This window comes from Wolbachia endosymbiont (group A) of Chalcis sispes (genome assembly GCF_964026765.1).
GTDB lineage: Bacteria > Pseudomonadota > Alphaproteobacteria > Rickettsiales > Anaplasmataceae > Wolbachia > Wolbachia pipientis.
Window position 1 is genome coordinate 317,611 of sequence record NZ_OZ034697.1, and the last position, 23,445, is coordinate 341,055.

The following is a 23,445-nucleotide window of genomic DNA, read 5'->3' on the forward strand; positions in this document are numbered from 1 at the left end:
TTCATTGATTACATAATGCAACACAAACTTGCATTCTCCCTTGAAATAGAAGACTGAGATGTTTTCGTCCTTGGCGGACGCTTACGATTTCTTAGATCTTCCTTACATTTCTCATCTTCCATAAGCGCTCTTGTAAATTCTTCTCTTTTCTCATTCAAATCAAATTTATATTCTGATAACTTTTTGTCAATTTCGTCAAATGATTTGTCTTCGTTAAGCATTTGTGTAATTTTATGAGCATTTTCTAACGCAAATATTCCACAGTTATACCCGTCACTTTGCTGCTTAGTTGGGGAAATTCTTATGTCTAATACCCATTCCTCTTTTTGCAGTTCTCTTTTAACAATATTTAGCACATTATCTGGCAATTGATTACCAAATGAGTCACAGTAATAAGCTCTAAATTTTTTATCACCTGCATCAGGTTTAATAACCAAAGTTACCCAATGATTATTGTTAATATGAAGAACCGAAGTAAATATCAATTTAGAATTTTGTTTGAATTCACCTCTATAATTCTGAAGAAATTCTTTTGTGAGTTCGTCCCAACCATTAGAATAGCTAGGGGCAAGAAAATAGACATTATTATTACTATATTCACTTTGTGAGTACCCATATACAACTCTTGCAATATGTGTAATGTCATTATCATCTAACCAGTAACTATAGTTTTTTCTGTTTGTCTGATGCACAAGAGTGTCCAAATCTTCGTGAAACTCTTTACCACCCAAACCACTATCCAAAGAGCTTCTACGACTACTGTTCCTTGAATTGGGTTCACTTCCTGGTACAATACCACTATCTCCATCTTGAGTTTTTTGCTCACCTTGACTTGCTCTTTTTCCATTAATATAGTTCTTCGCTAATTTGTATGCTGTTGTAAGAACTACTCCCATTATAATCCAAATCACAGGATGAGAAATTAGCATAGCAAGTGGAAAGGTCAATAGAGGGGATCCTATTACCGCCCCTAAACAGCCAGCAGCGAATGTGGCTGCTAGGCATACACAAGTAGCGTAGATAACGAATTCCTCACCAGCAAAGTCAGTGCTCTCTTTCTGATTATTTTTTGTAATACCCAACATACTACACCCTATGAACGCTAAGTTAATTAAATTTTAACAAATTCTAACAAAAAAATCAACCATAATAATTTTAGTAGTATGAGAATATATTGAATATTAAGAGCTTTTGGAGTACAGTAACAATGTTAGTAATAGCACAATATATGCACGATATAGAATATATACGCAAAAACCCTGAAGGATTTGAAAAGGCAATGAAAAGCAGGGGAATTAGAGAATCTACTGCGGAAGAGATATTAGAAATCGATCACGAGAAAAGATCATTAACCACTAAACTGCAGGATTTGAATAGGCAGCGCAATGAAATCACAGAGGAAATAAAAAAGCTTAAAATGAGCAAGAGCCCCTGTGAAGAGCAAATAGAGTTGTCAAAAAGCATCACAAATGAGATAGAGGCAATCAGCTTAAAAGAACAAGCAGAAAAGGATAAGTTAGTGAATGTTTTATCTAACTTGCCGAATATTCCTGCGCAAGATGTGCCAATAGGCGCAGATGAGAACTCTAATTTAGAGGTGAGAAGATATGGAGGAAAAAGACAGTTTGATTTTGTACCAGAATCTCATTATGAACTCGGAGAAAAATTAGGTTTAATAGACTTCGAACAAGCGGCGAGAATTTCCGGATCAAGATTTACGATATTAAAAGGACAGTTAGCTAAGCTTGGACGAGCGCTAATAAATTTTATGCTTGAAATGCATGTTAATGAATTTGGCTATACTGAGGTGTACCACCCGACTTTGGTGAAAAACGAGGCTATGTATAATGTTGGTCAGCTACCGAAATTTTCTGACGATTCGTATTTAACTACCGACGAATTGAGGTTGATTCCCACAAGTGAAGTGTTTTTAACAAATTTAGTTGCTGACAAAATAATGGAAGAAAAAGAACTGCCTATTCGCTTTACTGCATATTCGGAGTGCTTTCGTAAAGAAGCAGGTAGTGCAGGTCGCGATACCAGGGGCATGATAAGGCAACACCAATTTGGTAAAGTGGAGTTGGTAAGCATCACAACTGAAGACCAATCAAATGATGAGCTTGAGCGTATGACGAGTGTTGCTGAAGAGATATTAAAAAAATTAGAATTGCCATACAGAGTAATGCTGCTTTGCAGTGGCGATATGGGTTTTGCTGCACAAAGGACTTATGACATAGAGGTATGGTTACCTGGGCAAAATAAATATAGAGAAATATCAAGCTGCTCAAATTGTGGTGCATTTCAAGCAAGAAGGATGAACGCTAAATACTCTTCAGAAACTGATAAAAAGATGAAAAAATATATTCACACTTTAAACGGCTCAGCTTTAGCTATAGGAAGAACGATTATTGCCATAATGGAGAATTATCAAAATTCTGACGGGTCGATTGCAATACCAAACGTGTTGCAAAAATACATGAGTAATGATACTGTTATAAGCAAATAATAATTTTGACATATAGAAAAGCGAGGAAATAAAGATGAAGGTTCTGGTTATAGGTTCTGGTGGGCGTGAGCACGCTCTACTTTGGGCTCTAAAAAAATCTCCTATCTTGACTGAGTTATATGTAACTCCTGGTCGCCAAGCTATGAAAGATCTTGGGGCTCTTGTGGATGTAAATATTCAAAATTCAGTGGATGTTACACAATTTTGCAAGAGAGAAAATATAGAGTTGGTTGTTATTGGTCCAGAACAACCAATAATTGATGGGCTTGCTGATGATTTAGTTGCAGAGGGAATAAATGTTTTTGCTCCAAGTCAAGCAACTGCAAAACTTGAGGGATCGAAGTCTTTCACCAAGGGACTATGTAAACGATATGGTATACCAACTGCCAAGTACGAGTGTTTTGTTGATGAAGGGTTAGCTAAAGATTTTGTACGTAGCAATAAAATAAAGTTTCCACTTGTAGTGAAAGCAAATGGAATTGCAGCAGGAAAAGGGGTGGTTATATGTAATACAGAAAGCGAAGCTTTTTCAGCAATAAATTCAATGCTAGTGGAGAAAAAATTTGGTGAATCAGGTGAAGAAATAATCATAGAAGAGTTTTTAGTTGGAGAAGAAGTAAGTTTTTTTGCTCTTATTGATGGGTTGAAAGTAGTAACTCTTGGGTGTGCAAAAGATTATAAGAGAGTTGATGAAAGTAATGAAAGCCAAAATACTGGAGGTATGGGGTCGTACTCATCACCTTCAATTATAAGTAAGGACATGGAGCAAAAAATTATCCAAAAAATAATATACCCTACAGCTCAAGCATTGGTTAACATGGGTACGTCTTATAAAGGAGTACTCTTTGCTGGTTTAATGATTTGCAAAGATAGCCCAAAACTTCTCGAGTATAACGTTAGATTCGGTGATCCAGAAACGCAATCTATATTACCTAGATTTGATTCAAATTGCGATTTGTTAAAATTGATGTTGTCAGTTGCAGAAGGAAAGTTAAATGTCAAAATGGTGGAACTTAACAACAAATCTACAGTTTGTGTAGTTGTTGCAAGTAAAGGCTATCCGGGTGATTATCAAAAGGGAGAAGTAATTAAAGGATTAGATAAGATTGAAAGCATTCCTGGTGTGTTGGTGTTTCATGCTGGTACTAAATTCGATGAAAGTGGTAACTTAGTTTCCGATGGCGGAAGAGTGCTAAATATAGTAGCAGAAGGGAGCACTATAGAGGAAGCCAAAAGTAAGGTGTACTCAGCATTAAATTTTTTAGAATGGCCAGGGGGCTTCTTCAGATACGATATCGGTAGTTAATGTTAGCTGTCGGTTAGCAGGTGGTTCACAGAAACGAAAAACTTCCTTGACAAACTCCGCCAGCCCCCTTATCATGAAACTGAAGCTATTGTATTTGCTTTCGCCAATCTGCAGATTAAAAGGTAAGGATTACTTAATGTATCGGCGTCTTATGTTCAATTTTTTGCAGTATATAGATACTGTATGTCTTTACAAAACTTCATCTACATCTAGATTTTTATCTAAATAAGCTGAACGCGCTTATAAAGCGTTACAAGACATCAAAAAATGCCAATACTCGACAGAGATAGTAAAAGACTAGCTAACTCGGGGATTCTTTGTCTTTTTTTCTGCTTGGTAAATTTCTTAAACATTTGCAGCATAGGTTAGTTGCAATTAAAAGCAGCTAAATCTTGCTTGTCAAGCGTTTAAAACATAAAAAACGCCAATATTTTAAAGCAGATAATAACCCCAGGGCTTCTTTTGCCTTTTTTTTCATTTGGTAAATTTCTTAAATATTTATGGCTAAACGACAATCGTCATCCCGCTACTTGTTAGCGGGATCTAGAGATACCGCGGCGGTATGACGTAGGGAAACCTTTCTTGGGTTAGCTATAAAACTAATCAGCATCTTGTTTAGCACATATAAATTAAGTTTCACAAATATAGTGCTAAACCTTGAAAATATGTTATAGCTACTTCTTCCAATTTAGTGGTGGGTTTTGACAGTACACATGTTATTTTACTAGCTACCAACTCAAGTGTCACAGAAGTTGCAATCATTTTAAATGTCACAGAAGTTGCAATCACTGCATTTATATTCTGTACTTTAACATTTACTCTACTTTCTATTAGAGACTTTACCCCCCTTACATCATTACGTACAGCAGTATGATTTATTTCATTTTCAATTCCACTACTATGCTGCAACAAGATATCCCCATTAACTTTTATTTCAACATTTTTGTCACTACTACCATTGTTAAAATTTAATCCCTCATCTCTTCTACTTTGTCTTTTTTCTTTTAATTTTAATTCAGTTTCTCTTTTATCAAGGGTAGGAAATGGGATGTGAGTTTTTTCCTGACCATCTTGATTTATAGCTCTTGTTGTATTAAAAGCTTCGTTGCTTTTACATGATATTGTATAAGTAAGTGGTGTGTAGATTTTTTCTTCACTATCTGGATATTTTATAGTTATTGTTGCATTAAGAATGTCTTTCAGAATATCATTTTCTCTAGCTATGTCTAAAATTTTTTGAATAACTTTGCGATCATGTAATGCGGCAAGTAACTTATCAGTTACTTTTTGATTATTTTTATGTTTTATGGTTATTGTTGTGTTAAGAATGTCTTTCAGAATACCGTTTTCTTTAGCTACTCTTAACATTTTCTCAACAGCTATACTATCTTTACGTAGTATAGCATAAGCAAGTGGTGTGCAAGTTTCTTCCTGACCATCTGGATATTTTATAGTTGTTGTTGCGTCAAGAATGTCTTTCAGAATACCGTTTTCTTTAGCTACTCTTAACATTTTCTCAACAGCCATACTATCTTTACGTAGTATAGCATAAGCAAGTGGTGTAACAGTTACTCTCCGACCATCTAGACATTTTATAGTTATTGTTGCGTTAAGAATATCTTTCAGAATACTGTTCTCCTTAGAGATTTTTAAAATTTCTTCAATAGCTATACTATTTTCACGCAGTATAGCATAAGCAAGTAGTGTGTAAGTTACTTCCCGGCTATCTGAATGTTTTATAGTTGTTGTTGCGTCAAGAATGTCTTTCAGAATATCGTTTTCTTTAGCTACTCTTAACATTTTCTCAACAGCTATACTATCTTTACGTAGTATAGCATAAGTAAGCGGTGCGCAAGTTTCTTCATGACCATCTGGACATTTTATAGTTGTTGTTGCATCAAGAATATCTTTCAGAATACCGTTTTCTTTAGAGATTTTTAAAATTTCTTCAATAGTTTTGCTATTTTTACATGATATAGCGTAAGTAAGCGGTGTGTAAATTTCTTTCTGACCATCTAGATATTTTATAGTTGTTGTTGCGTCAAGAATGTCTTTCAGAATATCGTTTTCTTTAGAGACTTTTAAAATTTCTTCAATAGTTTTGCTATTTTTACATGATATGGCGTAAGTAAGCGGTGTGTAAATTTCTTCTTGACCATCTAGATATTTTATAGTTGTTGTTGCGTCAAGAATATCTTTCAGAATACTGTTCTCTTCAGCTGCTACTAGAATTTCTTTAATAATTTTGCCATCCTCCCAGAACATAGCATGAGCAAGTGGTGTGTAAGTCACTTCCCGGCTATCTAAATGTTTTATAGTTATTGTTGTGTCAAGAATATCTCTCAGAATACCGTTTTCTTTAGCTACTCTTAACACTTTTTCAACAGCTATACTATCTCTACGTAGTATAACATAAGCAAGTAGTGTGTAAGTCACTTCCCGGTCTAGATATTTCATGGTTGTTGTTGTGTTAAGAATATCTTTCAGAATACTGTTCTCTTCAGCTGCTACTAGAATTTCTTTAATAGCTTTGCTATCCTTCCAGAACATAGCATAAGCAAGTGGCGCGTAAGTCACTTCCTTGTTATCTGGATATCTTAGAACCTGTTTAAAATCTCGGAGAGATGAGGTAAAATAGTGGTAGATTAAGAATGAGGTATATCTATGCGTAAAAATTATCCAAGTGATATAAGTCGAGAGCAATTTGAAAAAATCAGACCAATACTAGAGAGTAGCAGGAAGAAAACGAGACCAAGAAAACTTGATTTGTATGATGTATTTCGTACAGTGTTATACGTCCTAAAAAGTGGTTGCCAGTGGAGAATGTTGCCAAAAGATTTTCCAAGGTGGGAAAGCGTATATTACTATTTTCAAATGTGGAATAAAAAGAATGGAGAAGAACCAAGTTTGTTGGAATTAGTTTTAAAAAAAAATTGGTTGGAGAGATCCGTATCAACAATGGTCGGAAAGAGAAAACTAGCTTCTGTATAATTGATGCTCAAAGTGTTAAAAACACAGATACTGCTGAAAAAAAGGGCTATGATGCAGGTAAAAAGATTTCAGGCATAAAGCGTCATATTGCAGTTGATACTCAAGGTCTACCACATGCAATTTATGTAACAACAGCAGAAGTAACTGATCGTAGTAGCGCTGTAAGAATGGTTGAAAATGCTAAAGATACCCTTTCTGAAGTCAAAAATATATTGGTTGATGCAGGCTACACAGGAAAAATTTTTGCAACCCAAATAAAAGATATTATTGGTGCAACTGTTGAGGTAATAAAGCGCAGTGAATTACATTCTTTTGTTGTATTGCCAAAGAGATGGGTTGTTGAGCGTTCTTTTGCTTGGTTAGAAAAGTGTAGACGGCTATGGAAAAATTGCGAACGTAAACTCAATACCAGCTTGCAAATGATTGTCCTTTCCTTCATTTCTCTCCTATTACGAAGATTTTAAACAGGTTCTTATAGTTGCTGTTGTGTTAAGAATATCTTTCAGAATACCGTTCTCCTTAGAGACTTTTAAAATTTCTTCAATAGCTATACTATCTTCACATAGTATAGCATAAGCAAGTGGTGTAACAGTTGCTCTCCGACCATCTGGATATTTTATAGTTGTTGTTGCGTTAAGAATATCTTTCAGAATACCGTTTTCTTTAGAGACTTTTAAAGTTTCTTCAATAGTTTTGCTATTTTTACATAATATGGCATAAGTAAGTGGTGTGCAAGTTTCTTCCTGACCACCTGGATATTTTATAGTTGTTGTTGCGTCAAGAATGTCTTTCAGAATACCGTTTTCTTTAGCTACTCTTAACATTTTCTCAACAGCTATACTATCTTTACGTAGTATAGCATAAGCAAGTGATATAATAGTTGGTTCTTTACCCCGATGTTTGCTTACTTCCGTAGTAAGAATCCTTTGTTTTTCCTTTTTAGATATTTTTTCTAGTTCTTCAGCAATGCTACTTTTTTTGCCTTTTATTTTTGATGCTAATTTTAAAATATTTTTTTCATCTTTCTCTTTCAATTTCGAATCGTTTACCTGATGAGTCATTTTTTTTCTCAAGGTCTTTCTTATTAAACTAAGTATAACATTTCCTCTCTTCGTGGTTATAATATTTGCTTTTATGAATCAGTTGTGTTGATAATGTATTAATTGCATAGTTCAGACATTGTTTTATAAAGCAAAATTTTAGTAGACCACCTTACAAGAACGTTTCTTGCTAATTCTGAATCCGAAAAAAGGACGCAGTAAAGTTATTTGTAAGGGAAGAATGAAACTTGTAGCTATAGCTAAACTGACTTACGATAATTTGAAAACCGTCATCCCGCTGCTTGTTAGCGGGATCTAGAGATACCGCGGCGGTATGACGGTTCGCAGTGGTATGACGGTTCGCGGCGGGATGACGATAAGCTCGTCATCCCGCTACATTAATATTGTATTAATAAAAACTTAATAATAATCCTTAATAATATATGAACTAACATGTTCGCAATTTCGTATGACAGAGGAAACAAAAGATGGATATGCTTCCTTATATGTTGCAATTCAGGAAGGTAATATTGAAGCTGCAGAACTACTAATAAAGTGTGGCACAAACGTCAATGATCATTATGAACGCAATCGTACGCCACTGCATATTGCCATCGGACGCAAACAATTAGAAATAGCAAAATTGCTAATAAAAAATGGAGCAAACGTTAATGCAAAAACTCAAAATCACGGTAAAGATGATCTAACACCAATGCACTTTGCAGTGTTTGCAGATACGCCAGAATTTATAGAATTACTAGCTAGCCATGGTGCATTGATTAATGAAAGAGAAAGTACCGAAGGGTATACTCCTCTTCACTTTGCTGCTTTGTATGGGAACAAAAATATAATACAAGCCTTAATTGATAAGGGACAAGATATTGAAGATGTGGACAATAATGGGCGAACAGCTCTGTTTTTAGCTGCTAGGCAGTGCACTGAAGCAGAAGATGATAGCAGAATAGAAATTATCAAGTATTTGATAGACAAGCTCAAAGCAGATGTAACAAAGAAAGACAATAATAACAATGCAGTACTCTTTCCTGCCGCTAATAATTGCCCTGGAAAAGTGGTAGAATTCATCATTGAGCAATATATAAAAATCTTTGAGTTAGAGAATTTTATCAACCACAAAAATAATGATGGAATGGATGCTTTGGATATTGCGCTGAATAGTGGAAACGAAAAAGCTATTGAAGTATTAAGATCATATGGAGCAGATATCAAGAATAAGGTAGATGGTAGCATTCAAAAAATTACTGCAGAAAAACCAAGTAGTACCCTAGACAGAGCAGAAAGTGCAGAGGTAGCACCTCCAATTAAGCAAAGAGTATAAAACTTTTTATAAAGCGATTATAAATTTCAGTAAGTTGCAGAGGCTCTACAATGGGAAGTGTAGTATGTTAGCAGATACAAATGACTAGATAAATTATATTTCATTAAAGTCATTTATCTTGAAACATAAGCAGGATTTTGTATAGTTGTTTCAATTTGGGTCTGTATATTGAAACAATGCGTGAAAATGACAGGTCATTGTACAAGAGATACCTAATTCGCCGACAAGAATACTAGATAAAGAAACTTACATTTCAATTATTTTACAATTTCTGTATAATCTTAAAAACTCAATTAGTGCGTTATGAAGATAATAATAGGTAATGCTAGTAAGGAATTAGGGGAATCAGTAGTTAACCGGCTAGATGTTCAACCATCCTCTGCTTGGATATCAAAGTTTACCGATGGCGAGGTAAATGTAGAAGTAGCAAATGATCTGTATAATCAAGAAGTATACATAGTACAATCTCTTTCTCCTCCTGTGAATGATAACCTTATGGAGCTTCTGCTTATAATTGATGCAGTAAATAGATTAGAAGCCAAAAGGATAGTAGTAATTATTCCTTATTATGGATATAGCAGGCAAGATAGAATTATCAAAAACAATAATATGCAATCTGCTTTAAGTGCTAAATTAGTTGCAAATCTTATTCAAACTGCAGGTGCAAGTAGTGTTGCAGTTATTGATTTGCACTCAAGTCAAATTGAAGGATTCTTTGATGTACCGATAACTAATTTGAACTGCTTTGAAGCATTTGTTGACTCTATACACACAGAAAATTTGGCAATTGTTGCACCTGATGTTGGAGCAATTGGCAGAGCACGTGCTTTTGCGAGGGCTTTAGAGGAAAAGTACAAGATAGGGTTAAGTGATAAGATTATTGTAGTAGATAAATATAGGGAGAAAGCAGGCACATCTCAAGTAATGAACATAATAGGAGAAGTTGCAAACAAAAATTGTGTCATTGTTGATGATATAGTTGACTCTGGTGGAACGTTGTGTAATGCAGCTCTTGCTTTAAAAAGTTACGGAGCAAAGTCCGTAACTTCATGCATCACACACGGTGTGCTTTCAGGAAGTGCAGTTGAGAAAATCTCTTCCTCTTCTTTAGATAAATTAGTGATTACGGATACCATACTTCACAAACTTGAAAAAACTGGTAAAATAGAAGTTGTTTCGGTCGTAGATATTTTAACTCACTTTATCCAAGGAGGTAAAGATGCCAGCTAAGTCAACAGAAGACGTTATTACTTCACTAATAGAATTTGCAAATAAGAGAAAAATAACAATTACCAAGGAACAAATGCTTAAAATTGCACAGCTTGTAAGGATTAAGTTATCAAATGACGAGATTGATCACTACTCCAAAGAACTGACAATGCTGGATTGGATACATGATACTTTATTGCAAGTTAATACTGAAGGTGTTTCTCCTATGCGTTATGGCAGCATAGACAAGGACATTCATGTACGCGATGATGTTATAAATTCTCAAAACATTAAAAAAGAGATATTGTCCAATACAAAACCTGAGCATGGGTATTTCGTAGTGCCAAAGGTTATAAGCAATTAAAGTAAAATAAGGCTCATATCAAATCTATAATAGATCTACTTTCAAAAATAAGACCAATCCGGTAAAGAAGCATTTGTGGGAGTGGAAACCATTTTTTGATTTTTCTTTACTAAGTCTACTAAATATAGTTTAGAGTTGCTTGGTGATTCTGTTCTTGTAAAAATGATTTCTCTACCATTTGGTAGCCATGCCGGGGATTCAATTTTATGCCCCTCTGAAAGCAGACGTTCTTCTTTGCCATCTGGCTTCATAACTCCTATGTAAAATTTTCCTGACTGAATCTTTGTAAAAGCTATCAGATCTCCTTTTGGCGACCAAACAGGCGTAGCATATCTTCCACTCCCAAAACTAATTCTTTTAGGTTTTTTACTTTTGTTAGTAAAATCGATAACGTACAGTTGCTGACTCCCACTTATATCAGAACTAAAAGCCATATACTTTTGATCTGGAGAAAAAGAGGGAGAAGTGCTTATAGCTGAACCTTTAGTAATTTTTTTTGTTCGTTTACTACTTAAATCCAAAGATAATATATTCGTTTCACCACCCAATGAGTGGGAAATTAAAAGAGATTTACCATCGGGAGAAAATCTTGGTGCAGAAACAACTCCTTCAAATGCGCTGATTATTGATTCAGTGTTATCTTTTAAATTTTTTAATATTATATAACTTTTACCATTTGCGTACGAGATATAAACAATACCCTTTCCATTTGGTGAGAATCTCGGTGTTGACACAAATCTATCGCCATTTGTTAAGTATTTTATATTACTTCCATCTTGATTCATCACAGCAATTTTACGCACAGATTTGTAGTTGCTATCTTTTTCTTCAGCGATATACGTGATTTTTGTGTTGAAGTGCCCTTTCTCACCAATTAATCTATCATGTATCACATCCGAAACGAGGTGACCAATTTTTCTCCAGTCTTTTGCTGGAAAAACAACTGACTGAGTAAGTAATTCTCTTTTTGTAAAAGTGTCAAATAAACGAAATGATAGCTCTAATGCACTACCAGATATTTCGCTTAAACTTACTGTGACTACAGTATCGCTTTTCCAAGATTTAGATTCAGCTTCCGCGCCACGTTTTACATTAAATAAGCCACAATTAGATAAATTTGTTCCTATTACCTTTGCAATATTTTCGCTTAATTCGCTTTCCAACGCTGTTTTACATGTACATTTAGATACAACAAGACCAATGTTGCCAACACTGCTTTTTTTTATATCAACATATAAAGCAGCTTTTGTAAAATAAGGAATAAATAACGAAATAAATAACACCAGATGAACGAATAGCTTCATTCATTTCATACCTGTTCTATCTGAACCTCAATTATAGGCCTTTTTAGTAAATATTCCTTTAAGATACTCAATATTGAACTTTCAATCTTATTTTTAATTTTTTTTGTTGGCTGCAAACTAAACAACGACTCAACTTTCTTGACAATTTTCTGTATGGTAGCTGCATCTTCTAGCACTTCAAAAACACCAGGTACAAATACTTTTGGTTTAGCAAGCAATTTATTTTTCTTGTTTACAACTGCTGTTACCACAATAACTCCGGCATCTCTCATCCTTTTACGCATTTTTATAACACTGCTCTCCGGATGACGTAGCAGCATACCATCAATACCAAAGTAGTCAACATCAATTGAATCAACTTTTTCTCCGTTCTCCAAATTAACAATATCACCTGGTGCAATCATTATTGCTTTTGCCACACCGCACTCTTTAGCAAATTTTACATGTGCATGCGTGTGAATATATTCGCCGTGAACTGGAATAGACATCTTCGGTTTTATTAAAGAATACATTTCCTTTAGCTCTTCTCTTGTTGGATGCCCAGAAGCATGAACATGCTCTGTTTTTTCAGTAATAACTTCTACCCCCATCTCAATAAAGGCATTGAGCATGTTGTGCGCACGAGTTTCATTTCCAGGAATGATTTTTGACGAAAAGATCATGGTATCACCTTGCTGCATTTTAAATGCTTGATGACTCTTAGCAGCAAGTCTTGCGGTAGCTGCCAGTGGCTCACCTTGACAACCTGTGCAAAGTAGCACCAGTTCTTCCCTTGGAAAATTTACTGCTTCCTTTGCTTCAAGAAACTGAGGAGAATCAGTTAAATAACCACTATCTTGCGCAACTTTCACTATTCTCCATAAAGATCTACCAAGTAAAACTACTTTTCTATTTAGTGCTTTTGCAGCTTGGCTTATCGTTTCAATTCGTGCCACATTTGAAGCGAATAGCGAAACAGCAACTAATTTTTTAGACCGCTTTATTATGTTATAAATATTATTATAAATTTCACCTTCTGACTCAGGGTGATGCTTGCTTAATATATTGGTTGAATCGCAAATTGCTGCAAGCAGGTCACCTTTATCGCCAATTTCTTTTAGACGCTCCATATTAGAAGTTAATCCAACAACAGGTTTTGGATCAAATTTCCAGTCTCCGGTATGGAGTGCACTACCCATTTCAGTGCTAATTAATATTGAATTTGCCTCAGGAATTGAATGAGTTACATTTATAAACTCGACGGTAAAAGGACCCAAATTTATGCTGCCATTTATGTCTACCTCTTTCACAGGCACTATACCTTCCAATCGAAATTCTTTTAGTTTCTCTTTAAGAAAATTAACCGTAAACTTTGTTGTATATATGGAGCACTGCAACTCTTCCCACAAGTGGGGCACTGCACCGCAGTGGTCCTCATGTGCATGTGTAATTATTATTCCAAGTAAATCTTTTTTTCTTTGAGCAATAAAATCTATATCAGCAATGAGCAGCTCAACACCTGGCATAGTTTCATCTGCAAAACCAACACCAAGGTCGATCATAATCCACTTACCTTGGTAATGATATAGGCTAACATTCATCCCGATTCTTCCTACTCCCCCAAGCGGAAGAAATAAAAACTCATTTTTGTTTATATTCATTAAATTTAAATTATTAAAACCTGAGAATAGCAAAACTTCGACCTTAAATAAAGAAATTTATTGCTTTTACATAGTTTTAAGGAACTAAGAAGTTTCTGTTGGCTAATAATAACACTATTGTTAAGTTTTCCATTAATAAGGTCAAAGAATTGCAGGATTAAATGAAAACCCGTAAACAGTTACCCCTTTATGTCATTTAGCAGATTTCTTATTTTTTTTTTACTTTACTAAAAAACCCTTCAGATTGCTGTTGTACACTTGCATTTTCCTCTTCTTCAAGCGCTTTTAATAGTTCAATTTGCTTTTTAGTTAAATTTTTTGGATTTAAAGTCTCAACTATTACCTGTACGTATAAATCACCACGAGCATGTGAGTTCATATATGGCATACCCTTTTCCCTACAACGTAGTTTGGTACCAGTTTGAGTGCCTTCAGGGACCTTTACTTTTATTTTAGCTCCATCAATTGATTGAATATCGATTTCACCACCAAGCACTGCTAGTGTCATTCTTATAGGCACTTTACAGTGTAAATCTGCTTTATTTCTAGCAAAGACTTTATGGAAAATTATTTTCACGTATACGTATAAATCTCCACTTTTTCCACCTTTTGTTCCAGCTTCTCCTTTACCACTTATCCTTACCTTAGCTCCTTCTTCTATGCCTTTTGGAATTGAAACGGATATATTTACTTCATCTCTTCTACGTCCACTTCCACCACATTTCTTACATTTGTTTTGTATTATTTCTCCTTCCCCATAGCATGTAGTACATGTTCTTTCGATGGTAAAAAAGCCTTGTTGAGTTCTAATCCTACCGCTTCCCTGGCATGTGTGGCACTGAACTGGTTTAATTGCTCCTTCGCCACCTGTGCCTTGGCATGTATCACATTTTACATTTGTCACATAATGTATAGGCGCTTGTATTCCTTTAAATGCATCTTCTAAGGTAATTTCAAGATCATAACGTAGGTCTGCTCCAGATACTCCTGTTGTACTTCTTTTTGCTCTCGATCTACTTGCACCACCACCGAATCCTCCACCAAAGAAGTCATTGAATATGTCGCTAAAATCTCCTGCAGAGCTAAAGCCTTGAAATCCACCAGAAGCACCTTCGTGGCCATAACGGTCATAGCCTGCCCTTTTCTCAGAGTCAGACAGAACTTCATATGCAGCTGTTACTTCTTTAAATTTTTCCTCTGCTTCTTGATTGCCAGGATTTCTATCAGGATGATATTTTAACGCTAATTTTTTATACGCTTTTTTTATCTCATCAATACTGGCATTTCTGCCTACTTCCAGTAGCTCATAGTAGTCTTTTTTGCTCATATATAATAGTTTAGTGCTTAACCTTTAAAGATAGGTATTGCATATATTAATTTCAAGTGTGACTTCTGCTTCCTATAAAATGTGGTGCACCCTGAGCGACTTGAACGCCCGACCTTTTGATCCGTAGTCAAATGCTCTAATCCAACTGAGCTAAGGGTGCTTTCATAAAGTTAACTTTAGCAGATTTTGTGGCTTGATTCAATTAATTTGGCTAAAAATAAAACTATTGATTTCTATCATACGTGAACCCCTCACAATTCTCAAACTGCCGTTTCGCATTAGAATTATCAAATTCACTACAAGGAGGAGCAGTTGGAGTAGTATTAGGATCTTGAGAAAAGTAAGGAGGTGGTGCATCATAACGAGAAGAATCTCCATAACCATGCCCTTGTCTAAGACAGCTATCTACCGCTCCTTTAGCTTTCTCGATATTTTCTGATTCTTCCTCATGCTTCATATGAAAAGCTAAACCACCAGTAAAACACACAAGAGAATTAACGCCAAGGATAACTAAACCCCACACTGGTAAGACTGGGTAAACAGCACAAGCTACCAAAGCTGCCAAAGAAACAGCGCCAACCGCAAATTCTATATTTCTGAACGTTTTAAATTTACTATCCAGGTAATCTATTTTTTCTTCTTTTCTAGCCACTTTTCTGCTGCTGTTATACCAAAAACACATACCAGCATGGAAAGCAACACACACAACTGCAGCTACTATACCCAAAGCTAATAGCTTTCTACTGTCTTCTGATTCTTTTTTATTCTCTTTTCTCCCTTGATGAGTGGTATTACCATTGTTAATATTCGTTATATTATTAACCGTAGTGTGACCACGTCCACCGAATAAAGAATCCATCCAGCATTGTAATAGCAAATAATCCCAAAAGTCTAAACCTCTATTGTGTACATGTATATGTGTAATCTGAGAGCCTGTAGGTTGTGCGTTATTCCCTGCGTTATATTGATCATTTCTGCTTCCTGTATCGTGCCTATTGCTTGAATTTGGATGTGTAAATTCTTCATACACATTTTTAAAATTCTCCTTGCTCCAAGTTAAATTCGGTGTATTATTACAATACTGTAGAAACCCTTCAATATTATTATTATTACCTAATTTCTTTATATAGGCTAACGCATACCTTTTTAAAACACTATCACTTGCTACCATAAATACCCTCTTAAGTTAAGATTAAATTAATAAATATTTATTATAACAAGATAACATCTACTTGTCAACTTGAGCCTGATTCAAGTATCCGTTCAGAGTGTGGCAGAAGAACTTATTCAAATAAAGTAGGTGGTAAAATATAAACATTTTATAAAGTGAAAAATGGACTTTTCAGACCACTGCCGAGCTAAAAAAGCCCTGAAAACCGTGATACTTAGGCCACTTCTTGCTTAAGCTGTACAATTTCAGCTTGAGAAAGGCCAGTAGATTCAGCTATTAAATTAACAGATACACCAGCTTTAAGTAAATTTTTTGCAACTTCGATTTTTCCTTTCTCTATACCTTCCTCAAGTTTGTATTCAAGAATGGCTTCTTCCTTACGCAGATCCATTATTCTTTCTTCATATGCTACTAAATCTTTCTCATCCCAACGAAACTTGTCCAACTCATCATATGCTAGCTTTATTATTGGTGATTCCTCTGCAATTTTCTTTAGAACCTGTTTAAAATCTTCGTAATAGGAGAGAAATGAAGGAAAGGACAATCATTTGCAAGCTGGTATTGAGTTTACGTTCGCAATTTTTCCATAGCTGTCTACACTTTTCTAACCAAGCAAAAGAACGCTCAACAACCCATCTCTTTGGCAATACAACAAAAGAATGTAATTCACTGCGCTTTATTACCTCAACAGTTGCACCAATAATATCTTTTATTTGGGTTGCAAAAATTTTTCCTGTGTAGCCTGCATCAACCAATATATTTTTGACTTCAGAAAGGGTATCTTTAGCATTTTCAACCATTCTTAGAACCTGTTTAAAATCTTCGTAATAGGAGAGAAATGAAGGAAAGGACAATCATTTGCAAGCTGGTATTGAGTTTACGTTCGCAATTTTTCCATAGCCGTCTACACTTTTCTAACCAAGCAAAAGAACGCTCAACAACCCATCTCTTTGGCAATACAACAAAAGAATGTAATTCACTGCGCTTTATTACCTCAACAGTTGCACCAATAATATCTTTTATTTGGGTTGCAAAAATTTTTCCTGTGTAGCCTGCATCAACCAATATATTTTTGACTTCAGAAAGGGTATCTTTAGCATTTTCAACCATTCTTACAGCGCTACTACGATCAGTTACTTCTGCTGTTGTTACATAAATTGCATGTGGTAGACCTTGAGTATCAACTGCAATATGACGCTTTATGCCTGAAATCTTTTTACCTGCATCATAGCCCTTTTTTTCAGCAGTATCTGTGTTTTTAACACTTTGAGCATCAATTATACAGAAGCTAGTTTTCTCTTTCCGACCATTGTTGATACGGATCTCTCCAACCAATTTTTTTTAAAACTAATTCCAACAAACTTGGTTCTTCTCCATTCTTTTTATTCCACATTTGAAAATAGTAATATACGCTTTCCCACCTTGGAAAATCTTTTGGCAACATTCTCCACTGGCAACCACTTTTTAGGACGTATAACACTGTACGAAATACATCATACAAATCAAGTTTTCTTGGTCTCGTTTTCTTCCTGCTACTCTCTAGTATTGGTCTGATTTTTTCAAATTGCTCTCGACTCATATCACTTGGATAATTTTTACGCATAGATATACCTCATTCTTAATCTACCACTATTTTACCTCATCTCTCCGAGATTTTAAACAGGTTCTTAGAAACCTTACTATTACCCACAAATATGAGGTTCGTGAGCAAGTCGCCATCCTTCTGCTAGATCAAAGAGACGTCTCCACCCTTTCCAAAGAGTAATTGGTCCTGGTTTTGGGTCGCTTTTTCTTGCTAAATGACCTCCAAGTTCACGAAACGGCTTCTTTTATAGTAGGGGCTATATTTGGACATGGTTTCCTGTGTATTTTAACATATAAAACTTTCCATTCTTCCTCAGCTAATAAGGCAGTACATGGTAATGTTGGGTTAGTTCTTGCAATTGATGTAATAAAGAAAATTCTCCAAGCAATAATGCTCATGACTGTTAAATACCTCATTAATCTTTCTGCTGTTCCAAGTCTACATTCCTCAACTTTGAGACCAGATTTTAAAATCTTATGCAATATCTCTATTTTCCATCTCAAACAATACCAACTAACTTTTTCAACAGCTTCTTCAAAAGTACTGACCGGAAAAAAGCATCCACTCTAGAGGACTTGCTTCGGGAGGAGAGTTTTTTTCAACAACATGAATTGCGTGAAGTTGTAGACTCTGTCGGTTTATATTTTATGTGACCTTCTTTACATTTTATATGGCCTTCATGTGATAAATTTTCCGAATCTAATTTCTAAAAACGCTGTCCTTTTTTGCTTGTTATCTCTAGCAGGGATTTCAACTTCTACTTTTCCAGCGCAAGGGAGGCCTTGGATAAATGACCATAATTTTTGCTTGTTCCTGGTATGCATGAATTTTTTATTTACATTTCTGTTGTGGCGAGCTCTTACTAAAATTGCTGAGTTAAGATTATGTGCAAGTTCAAAAAAATCATGCATATCTGCTTCTCTGTCACATACAGTTATAGCTTCGGTTTGGGCCAGATCTATAATATTATTTGTTTTCTTTAAACTTTCTAGCCATTTCATACTTTCTTTATCCTCAATATGAACGTTGTTACGATGGCTCTTTAGTCTTTTTTCTTCTTCAGAAATGAGTTGCCTCGAGTAAATCTTTTGATCCAGTATTCCCAGCTTCCGTACTAACAGCAAGGGCTGTATGCATTACTGCTCCTTTTCCAGCAATAGTTCCCAATCCGCTTATGGCTTGAGTATGAAATATAAGTTGTATCTTGAATCACAAGAATTCTTTTATGAGCTTTTGTTCTTTCAACTGTTTTATCAATGTGTGAAGCTAGAATATCGACTTCTTTTACGTTCTCATTTTGAAAAAAACGTTATGCTGCTTTTGCTTCTGACCAACTTCCGCATGCCTCATTAATTGAGCTTTCAGGTAAACTTATCAAACTATCAGCAATCTTTACTAATCGGTCAGTTAATCTTTTATCTCCAAGTACAGCATCTCCAAATTCATTTTTAGCCCATTCATTACTCTCGTTTGCCATTTTTATACCCTCAATATTTGCAAACTTTAATATTGTAATACTTTATTTATAAGTACATTTATATTTGTGGGTAATAGTAAGATTTGATATGCTGCCAACACTTATGTTCAAATTAAAAATGTCATTTATGATACTAGCCACTTCACGCTTTGAGTTTTTGTAAAATCCGCTGAGTGCTGCAATTATAGACTTAACCCTTGGACCAAATGTATCTGGCGTAACACCTTCTGGTAACTTGCTACTTTTTCTTTTTCTGCATCTCCAACAACGACCATGTTCCAATTACTACATAAGGCCTAATTTCCGGAAGATCAACTTTTTGGTGAACATAAGGTTTTTCGCATATTACAAGCTCTCCTCCGCATTCGCAAATATTAGGCAACTCTATTTTTACTACTTTATCCGCTTCCATTGTGGCATGAAAATTTCCTTTATGCCCAACCTGATCGCCAACATTCCTTTCGCTTTTTGGCTTGTCCTTTTTTATTTTGTATAGCTCTTTTGAGCTGGGCAGGGATGAGTTTTTTGAATTTAAACCGAGCCTTTCCTTTAATTCAGCGTTCTCTATCTTTAAAGCTTTATTTTCTGCTTTTAAGTTTTCTATCTCTGCTTTCAGTTTTTCTATTTTTTGCTGTAAATTTTTGCAAAGTTCTCAAAGGTTTACCACATTACCTCACTTTTGCTCTATGATTATCTTTATTATCTTGCTTTGTCTACCTTATTCTACCACTCCGCTGAACGGATACAATTTACTAAACAGAAAAAAAGGCAAAAGAAACCCTAGGGTAGCTAGTTATTCACTATCCATTTTTTAAGTTGGCGTTTTTTAATGTTTTAAATAGCGCGTTTCAGCTTGTGTAGGTAAAAACCTAGAAATATTGTGAAGACATAAGGTGCACATAGTGCAAAAAATTAAAAATAAGACGCCAACTACGTTGTTTTCTTGCTGTTTAATCTGCACAGATGAAGATAACTGAATACCTTCAGTTTCATGATAAGGGGGCTGGCGAAGGGTGTCAAGCAAGTTTTTTCGTTTCTATTTCCAATAAAAGTTTGTTATATGGTTATGCAAGAAGTCTATTATAAATGAAATGAATGTGAAAAATATCTTGTTAGCACTTTTAGTACAAATGATATTCAGTTTGCCGCTATTTGCAGCTGATCCTGTTTTGCTCAACTGCATTAAAACTCCGGAAATATATGACCTTGATGCAAGGCCGAAAAATTTTAGCTCTTCAAACAATTTAAGAAGGAAACCTGGTTCTCCAAATAGTGCAATAGGGGAATTAATACACATAGTGGGTAGAATTACTGATATAAACTGCTTACCAATACAAAATGCTGTAGTTTCTATATGGCACGCGAATTCACGCGGCGTGAACCATTACGATAAGAATATAGAGGATGATCTGAATTTTGCTGGATCAGGAAGGTTTGTAGTGAATAATCTTGGCTATTATAATTTTATTACGATAGCACCTGGTAAAATTGGTGATAGAGCTCCACATATCAACTTTCTAGTTCAACATCCGGATTTTCCAGAATTCACAACGCAAATGTTTTTTGCTGACCATAATTGCGATAATTGCGCTGATCCTGTTCTTGAAGATTTTGTTAGTAATGGGCTTGCAAGCCTTCTCATAACACCATTTACTTACAGTGATCAGGTCATAAAAACCTATACGTTTAACATTACCTTGGGCGGATATAATAAGTTCTCTAATAAAAGATAAAAAACCTTGCATGTAAGGGAGTCCATAGTAAACTTAAGTGTTATTGTACTTAGGATGTATACGAAAAATATCTTACTGATGTTTTTGCTATGTTTTATGTACAGTTTACAATTATTTGCAACGGAGATACCAGCAATGAAAATAACAATTTCTAAAATTTCGCCCGATTTTAAAACAATAGTAATGGGTTTATTTGAAGACAACGAAACCGTAAATGATGGCGGAGTTTTGCAAGGAAAACAGGTCATAGATAATATAAAGCAATTTAGCGATTTCAATGGAAGTTTTGGTGAATTTTTCTCTACTGCTTTGCCAGAAGAAAAAAATGTTATAGTTGTTGGACTGGGTAAGAAGGATGAATGGAATGAAAATAAAGAATTAAATATTGGTGGTAAAATATATTGTGAGCTAAGCAGATTAAAAATTAAAAAAGCAGCGGTTTTAATCGAAGGTAGTGCAGCAAATGTTGCATATGGTGCGTTTCTGCGTAGTTTTAAGTTTGATAAGTATAAAACTAAAAAGGATGAGAAAATTACAGAGGTAGAGGAGATTACCGTATTAGTAAAAGATGAACAATTAAGTAATGCTGAAAGATCATTTGAGCACTTAAGGCAAGAAGGTGAGAGTATATTCCTTGCGCGCTCTTTTATAACAGAGCCTCCTAACATTCTATATCCAGAATCCTATGCTGATCATATAAAAAAAGAACTTACTAAGCTTGGCCTTGAAATCGAGGTGCTTGATAAAAAGCAGATGGAAGAGAAAAAAATGGGAGCCTTGCTTGGAGTTGCACAAGGAAGTAGTAAAGAACCAAAATTAGTAGTGATAAAATGGAATGGAGCTTCTAAAGAACAAAAGCCTATAGCTTTTGTTGGTAAAGGTATAACGTTTGACACTGGTGGAGTATCACTCAAACCTTCACGTGGTATGGAGTCAATGAAATATGACATGGCAGGCTCTGCTACTGTGGTTGGGGTGATGCATGCTTTAGCAGGACGAAAAGCAAAAGTAAATGCGATCGGTGTGGTCGCACTTGCAGAAAATGCAGTGGGTGGTAATGCTCAAAGACCAAGTGATGTAGTAACTTCAATGTCTGGACAAACAATAGAAGTGTTGAACACCGATGCAGAAGGAAGGCTCATACTTGCAGATGCTTTATGGTATACGCAAGATAGATTCTCACCAAAATTTATGATTGATCTTGCAACTTTAACTGGTGCTATAGTGGTTGCACTTGGAAATAACGAATATGCTGGTCTTTTTTCAAATAATGATGAATTAGCAAACCGTCTGATTGATGCAGGAAATGAAGTAAATGAGAAGTTATGGCGTTTTCCTATGAATGAAACTTATGACAAAATTATTGATTCACCGATTGCTGATGTTCAAAACATCGCTCCTGCAGGCTCTGGTGGAGATAGCATAATGGCTGCACAGTTTTTACAGCGTTTTGTGAATGAAACTTGCTGGGCACATTTAGATATCGCAGGCACTGCTTGGCACGAGAAAGGTACTGACATTTGTCCAAGAGGAGCAGTAGGTTTTGGTGTAAGGTTACTTAATAAGTTGGTTGAGAAGTACTACGAAGCCAATGATTAAAGGTCTTTATACTGGATTTATGGCTTAGCTACATGAACGTTTATTTTCGAGGCGCAGCAAATGAAAGTAGCTGATACATATTTCTTTTTTTCTGGATTCCAGTGTCAGCTACTTTCATGACACCCTGACAACCGTCATCCCGCTACTTGTTAGCGGCTGAGATACCGCGAATGGATCGCGGTATGACGGTTCGTGGCGGCGTGACGATAAGCTCGTCATCCCGCTGCTTGTTAGCGGGATCTAGAGATACCGCGGCGGTATGACGTAGGACTGCTGTCATCCCAGTGCTCCTTTTTTTGTCATCCAAGTAGCCTCCTATGGTGTCATCCCAGTGCCCAGACACTGGGATCCAGTTGAGCTATTTCAACAAAAATACTGCATTTTGAGATGAACGTTTATTTTCACCAGATTATTTACAAGTATAACAATTAAAGTCTGGATTCCAGTGGGCTTTGTTGCATCGCTAGCTATGATGGATTAAAGATAAAAAAGATAGGGAATATCAGTAGCTTATTATTCTGGTATTTATAACAAGAACGGTCAGTGAATACCTAAATTTGAGTAAAAGAAATTTCACTACCACTCACTAATCTGGCTAAAATTCAAGAATTTCAATGCTTTAGCTATTTTCAATAGAATTAAATTTATTAATATAAATAACAAATTACTATTCTTAAATTTGATCAGATTGATTGCAAAAAAACAAGATTTTCAATAAGTTGCTTATAATCCTAATTATAGTTAGCCTTTCATAAGTAGCGATGCAACAAAGCCATTCCAGTGTCAAGCACTGGAATGACACCGTCTTGGATGGAAACCAGTGTTGGCTACTCGGATGACATCATAGGGGCGCTGGG

16 protein-coding genes, 1 tRNA gene and 4 pseudogenes are annotated in these 23,445 nt (G+C 35.4%); 8 read left to right on the forward strand and 13 right to left on the reverse strand.

The genetic code is table 11. The features are described 5' to 3' along the window. Positions 1 to 8 precede the first annotated feature (8 nt). On the reverse strand, positions 9 to 1,085 hold the full coding sequence (locus tag AAGD72_RS01635; RefSeq protein ID WP_264705518.1) for a C48 family peptidase: 1,077 nt from the start codon (positions 1,083 to 1,085) through the stop codon (positions 9 to 11). Between the two features lie 143 nt (positions 1,086 to 1,228). Here AAGD72_RS01635 and serS point away from each other — a divergent pair, with 143 nt between their 5' ends. Further along, positions 1,229 to 2,506, forward strand: a complete 1,278-nt coding sequence (serS, locus tag AAGD72_RS01640; RefSeq protein WP_264705649.1) for a serine--tRNA ligase — start codon at positions 1,229 to 1,231, stop codon at positions 2,504 to 2,506. Between the two features lie 34 nt (positions 2,507 to 2,540). Next, on the forward strand, positions 2,541 to 3,812 hold the full coding sequence (purD, locus tag AAGD72_RS01645) for a phosphoribosylamine--glycine ligase (protein WP_138264878.1): 1,272 nt from the start codon (positions 2,541 to 2,543) through the stop codon (positions 3,810 to 3,812). 636 nt (positions 3,813 to 4,448) lie between these two features. Here purD and AAGD72_RS01650 read toward each other — a convergent pair. Then, positions 4,449 to 6,389 (reverse strand): hypothetical protein, encoded by a 1,941-nt coding sequence (locus AAGD72_RS01650; protein WP_341814946.1) that lies wholly within the window; start codon positions 6,387 to 6,389, stop codon positions 4,449 to 4,451. 87 nt (positions 6,390 to 6,476) lie between these two features. Between AAGD72_RS01650 and AAGD72_RS01655 the strand changes: the two genes are divergently transcribed. Next, a protein-coding gene (locus tag AAGD72_RS01655; RefSeq protein ID WP_410529947.1) for an IS5 family transposase occupies positions 6,477 to 7,267 on the forward strand; the annotation gives its coding sequence in 2 pieces (ribosomal slippage) (positions 6,477 to 6,746 and positions 6,749 to 7,267; 789 coding nt in all). Here AAGD72_RS01655 and AAGD72_RS01660 read toward each other — a convergent pair. Then, complete coding sequence (locus tag AAGD72_RS01660; RefSeq protein ID WP_341814947.1) at positions 7,253 to 7,864, reverse strand: hypothetical protein; 612 nt, start codon at positions 7,862 to 7,864, stop codon at positions 7,253 to 7,255. The two genes, AAGD72_RS01655 and AAGD72_RS01660, sit on opposite strands and share 15 nt — an antisense overlap. Before the next feature lie 448 nt (positions 7,865 to 8,312). On the opposite strand from AAGD72_RS01660, the gene AAGD72_RS01665 reads away from it, so the two are divergent. From AAGD72_RS01665 to gatC, 3 genes are all read left to right on the forward strand, one after another. After that, on the forward strand, positions 8,313 to 9,179 hold the full coding sequence (locus tag AAGD72_RS01665) for an ankyrin repeat domain-containing protein (protein WP_341814948.1): 867 nt from the start codon (positions 8,313 to 8,315) through the stop codon (positions 9,177 to 9,179). Positions 9,180 to 9,482: 303 nt separating this feature from the next. Further along, the gene (locus AAGD72_RS01670) at positions 9,483 to 10,409 is read left to right on the forward strand and encodes a ribose-phosphate diphosphokinase (protein WP_341814949.1); all 927 of its coding nucleotides are present in this window, start codon (positions 9,483 to 9,485) and stop codon (positions 10,407 to 10,409) included. Further along, the gene (gatC, locus tag AAGD72_RS01675; protein WP_341814950.1) at positions 10,399 to 10,752 is read left to right on the forward strand and encodes an Asp-tRNA(Asn)/Glu-tRNA(Gln) amidotransferase subunit GatC; all 354 of its coding nucleotides are present in this window, start codon (positions 10,399 to 10,401) and stop codon (positions 10,750 to 10,752) included. The genes AAGD72_RS01670 and gatC overlap by 11 nt, the downstream gene beginning before the upstream one ends. A gap of 41 nt (positions 10,753 to 10,793) precedes the next feature. Here gatC and AAGD72_RS01680 read toward each other — a convergent pair whose 3' ends face one another. The 10 genes and pseudogenes from AAGD72_RS01680 to AAGD72_RS01725 form a co-directional block, all read right to left on the reverse strand. After that, positions 10,794 to 12,056: a Tol-Pal system protein TolB gene (locus AAGD72_RS01680; RefSeq protein ID WP_015588777.1), complete on the reverse strand. Its 1,263-nt coding sequence runs from the start codon at positions 12,054 to 12,056 to the stop codon at positions 10,794 to 10,796. A 5-nt stretch (positions 12,057 to 12,061) separates the two neighbouring features. Continuing rightward, a complete protein-coding gene (locus AAGD72_RS01685) occupies positions 12,062 to 13,696 on the reverse strand; it encodes a ribonuclease J (protein ID WP_012673044.1) in 1,635 nt (544 codons plus the stop codon). A gap of 208 nt (positions 13,697 to 13,904) precedes the next feature. Then, entirely contained in the window at positions 13,905 to 15,023 is a 1,119-nt protein-coding gene (dnaJ, locus tag AAGD72_RS01690) for a molecular chaperone DnaJ (RefSeq protein ID WP_151807701.1), read from the reverse strand. A gap of 82 nt (positions 15,024 to 15,105) precedes the next feature. After that, a tRNA-Arg gene (locus AAGD72_RS01695) sits at positions 15,106 to 15,183 on the reverse strand. 63 nt (positions 15,184 to 15,246) lie between these two features. After that, complete coding sequence (locus AAGD72_RS01700) at positions 15,247 to 16,194, reverse strand: hypothetical protein (RefSeq protein ID WP_151807702.1); 948 nt, start codon at positions 16,192 to 16,194, stop codon at positions 15,247 to 15,249. 214 nt (positions 16,195 to 16,408) lie between these two features. Continuing rightward, positions 16,409 to 16,690 (reverse strand): annotated as a pseudogene (locus AAGD72_RS01705) (hypothetical protein); the annotation flags it as partial. A 7-nt stretch (positions 16,691 to 16,697) separates the two neighbouring features. After that, a pseudogene (locus AAGD72_RS01710) lies at positions 16,698 to 16,994 on the reverse strand (transposase); the annotation flags it as partial. A gap of 13 nt (positions 16,995 to 17,007) precedes the next feature. After that, a protein-coding gene (locus AAGD72_RS01715) for an IS5 family transposase (RefSeq protein ID WP_341814566.1) occupies positions 17,008 to 17,797 on the reverse strand; the annotation gives its coding sequence in 2 pieces (ribosomal slippage) (positions 17,008 to 17,535 and positions 17,537 to 17,797; 789 coding nt in all). 79 nt (positions 17,798 to 17,876) lie between these two features. Then, positions 17,877 to 19,256, reverse strand: a pseudogene (locus AAGD72_RS01720) (IS4 family transposase). 54 nt (positions 19,257 to 19,310) lie between these two features. Next, positions 19,311 to 19,881, reverse strand: a pseudogene (locus AAGD72_RS01725) (DUF6444 domain-containing protein); the annotation flags it as partial. 466 nt (positions 19,882 to 20,347) lie between these two features. Between AAGD72_RS01725 and AAGD72_RS01730 the strand changes: the two are divergent. After that, on the forward strand, positions 20,348 to 20,989 hold the full coding sequence (locus AAGD72_RS01730) for a protocatechuate 3,4-dioxygenase (protein WP_010962336.1): 642 nt from the start codon (positions 20,348 to 20,350) through the stop codon (positions 20,987 to 20,989). A 96-nt stretch (positions 20,990 to 21,085) separates the two neighbouring features. After that, positions 21,086 to 22,588 (forward strand): leucyl aminopeptidase, encoded by a 1,503-nt coding sequence (locus AAGD72_RS01735; protein WP_010962337.1) that lies wholly within the window; start codon positions 21,086 to 21,088, stop codon positions 22,586 to 22,588. Positions 22,589 to 23,445: the final 857 nt, after the last annotated feature.

Coding starts and splice junctions, on each gene's coding strand:
- dnaJ (WP_151807701.1), bottom strand. CDS start 15,023: ATGAGCAAAAAAGACTACTATGAGCTACTGGAAGTAGGCAGAAATGCC.
- serS (WP_264705649.1), top strand. CDS start 1,229: ATGCACGATATAGAATATATACGCAAAAACCCTGAAGGATTTGAAAAG.
- AAGD72_RS01730 (WP_010962336.1), top strand. CDS start 20,348: ATGAATGTGAAAAATATCTTGTTAGCACTTTTAGTACAAATGATATTC.
- AAGD72_RS01635 (WP_264705518.1), bottom strand. CDS start 1,085: ATGTTGGGTATTACAAAAAATAATCAGAAAGAGAGCACTGACTTTGCT.
- AAGD72_RS01665 (WP_341814948.1), top strand. CDS start 8,313: ATGACAGAGGAAACAAAAGATGGATATGCTTCCTTATATGTTGCAATT.
- AAGD72_RS01735 (WP_010962337.1), top strand. CDS start 21,086: ATGTACAGTTTACAATTATTTGCAACGGAGATACCAGCAATGAAAATA.
- AAGD72_RS01700 (WP_151807702.1), bottom strand. CDS start 16,194: ATGGTAGCAAGTGATAGTGTTTTAAAAAGGTATGCGTTAGCCTATATA.
- purD (WP_138264878.1), top strand. CDS start 2,541: ATGAAGGTTCTGGTTATAGGTTCTGGTGGGCGTGAGCACGCTCTACTT.
- AAGD72_RS01670 (WP_341814949.1), top strand. CDS start 9,483: ATGAAGATAATAATAGGTAATGCTAGTAAGGAATTAGGGGAATCAGTA.
- AAGD72_RS01685 (WP_012673044.1), bottom strand. CDS start 13,696: ATGAATATAAACAAAAATGAGTTTTTATTTCTTCCGCTTGGGGGAGTA.
- AAGD72_RS01680 (WP_015588777.1), bottom strand. CDS start 12,056: ATGAAGCTATTCGTTCATCTGGTGTTATTTATTTCGTTATTTATTCCT.
- AAGD72_RS01660 (WP_341814947.1), bottom strand. CDS start 7,864: ATGACTCATCAGGTAAACGATTCGAAATTGAAAGAGAAAGATGAAAAA.
- gatC (WP_341814950.1), top strand. CDS start 10,399: ATGCCAGCTAAGTCAACAGAAGACGTTATTACTTCACTAATAGAATTT.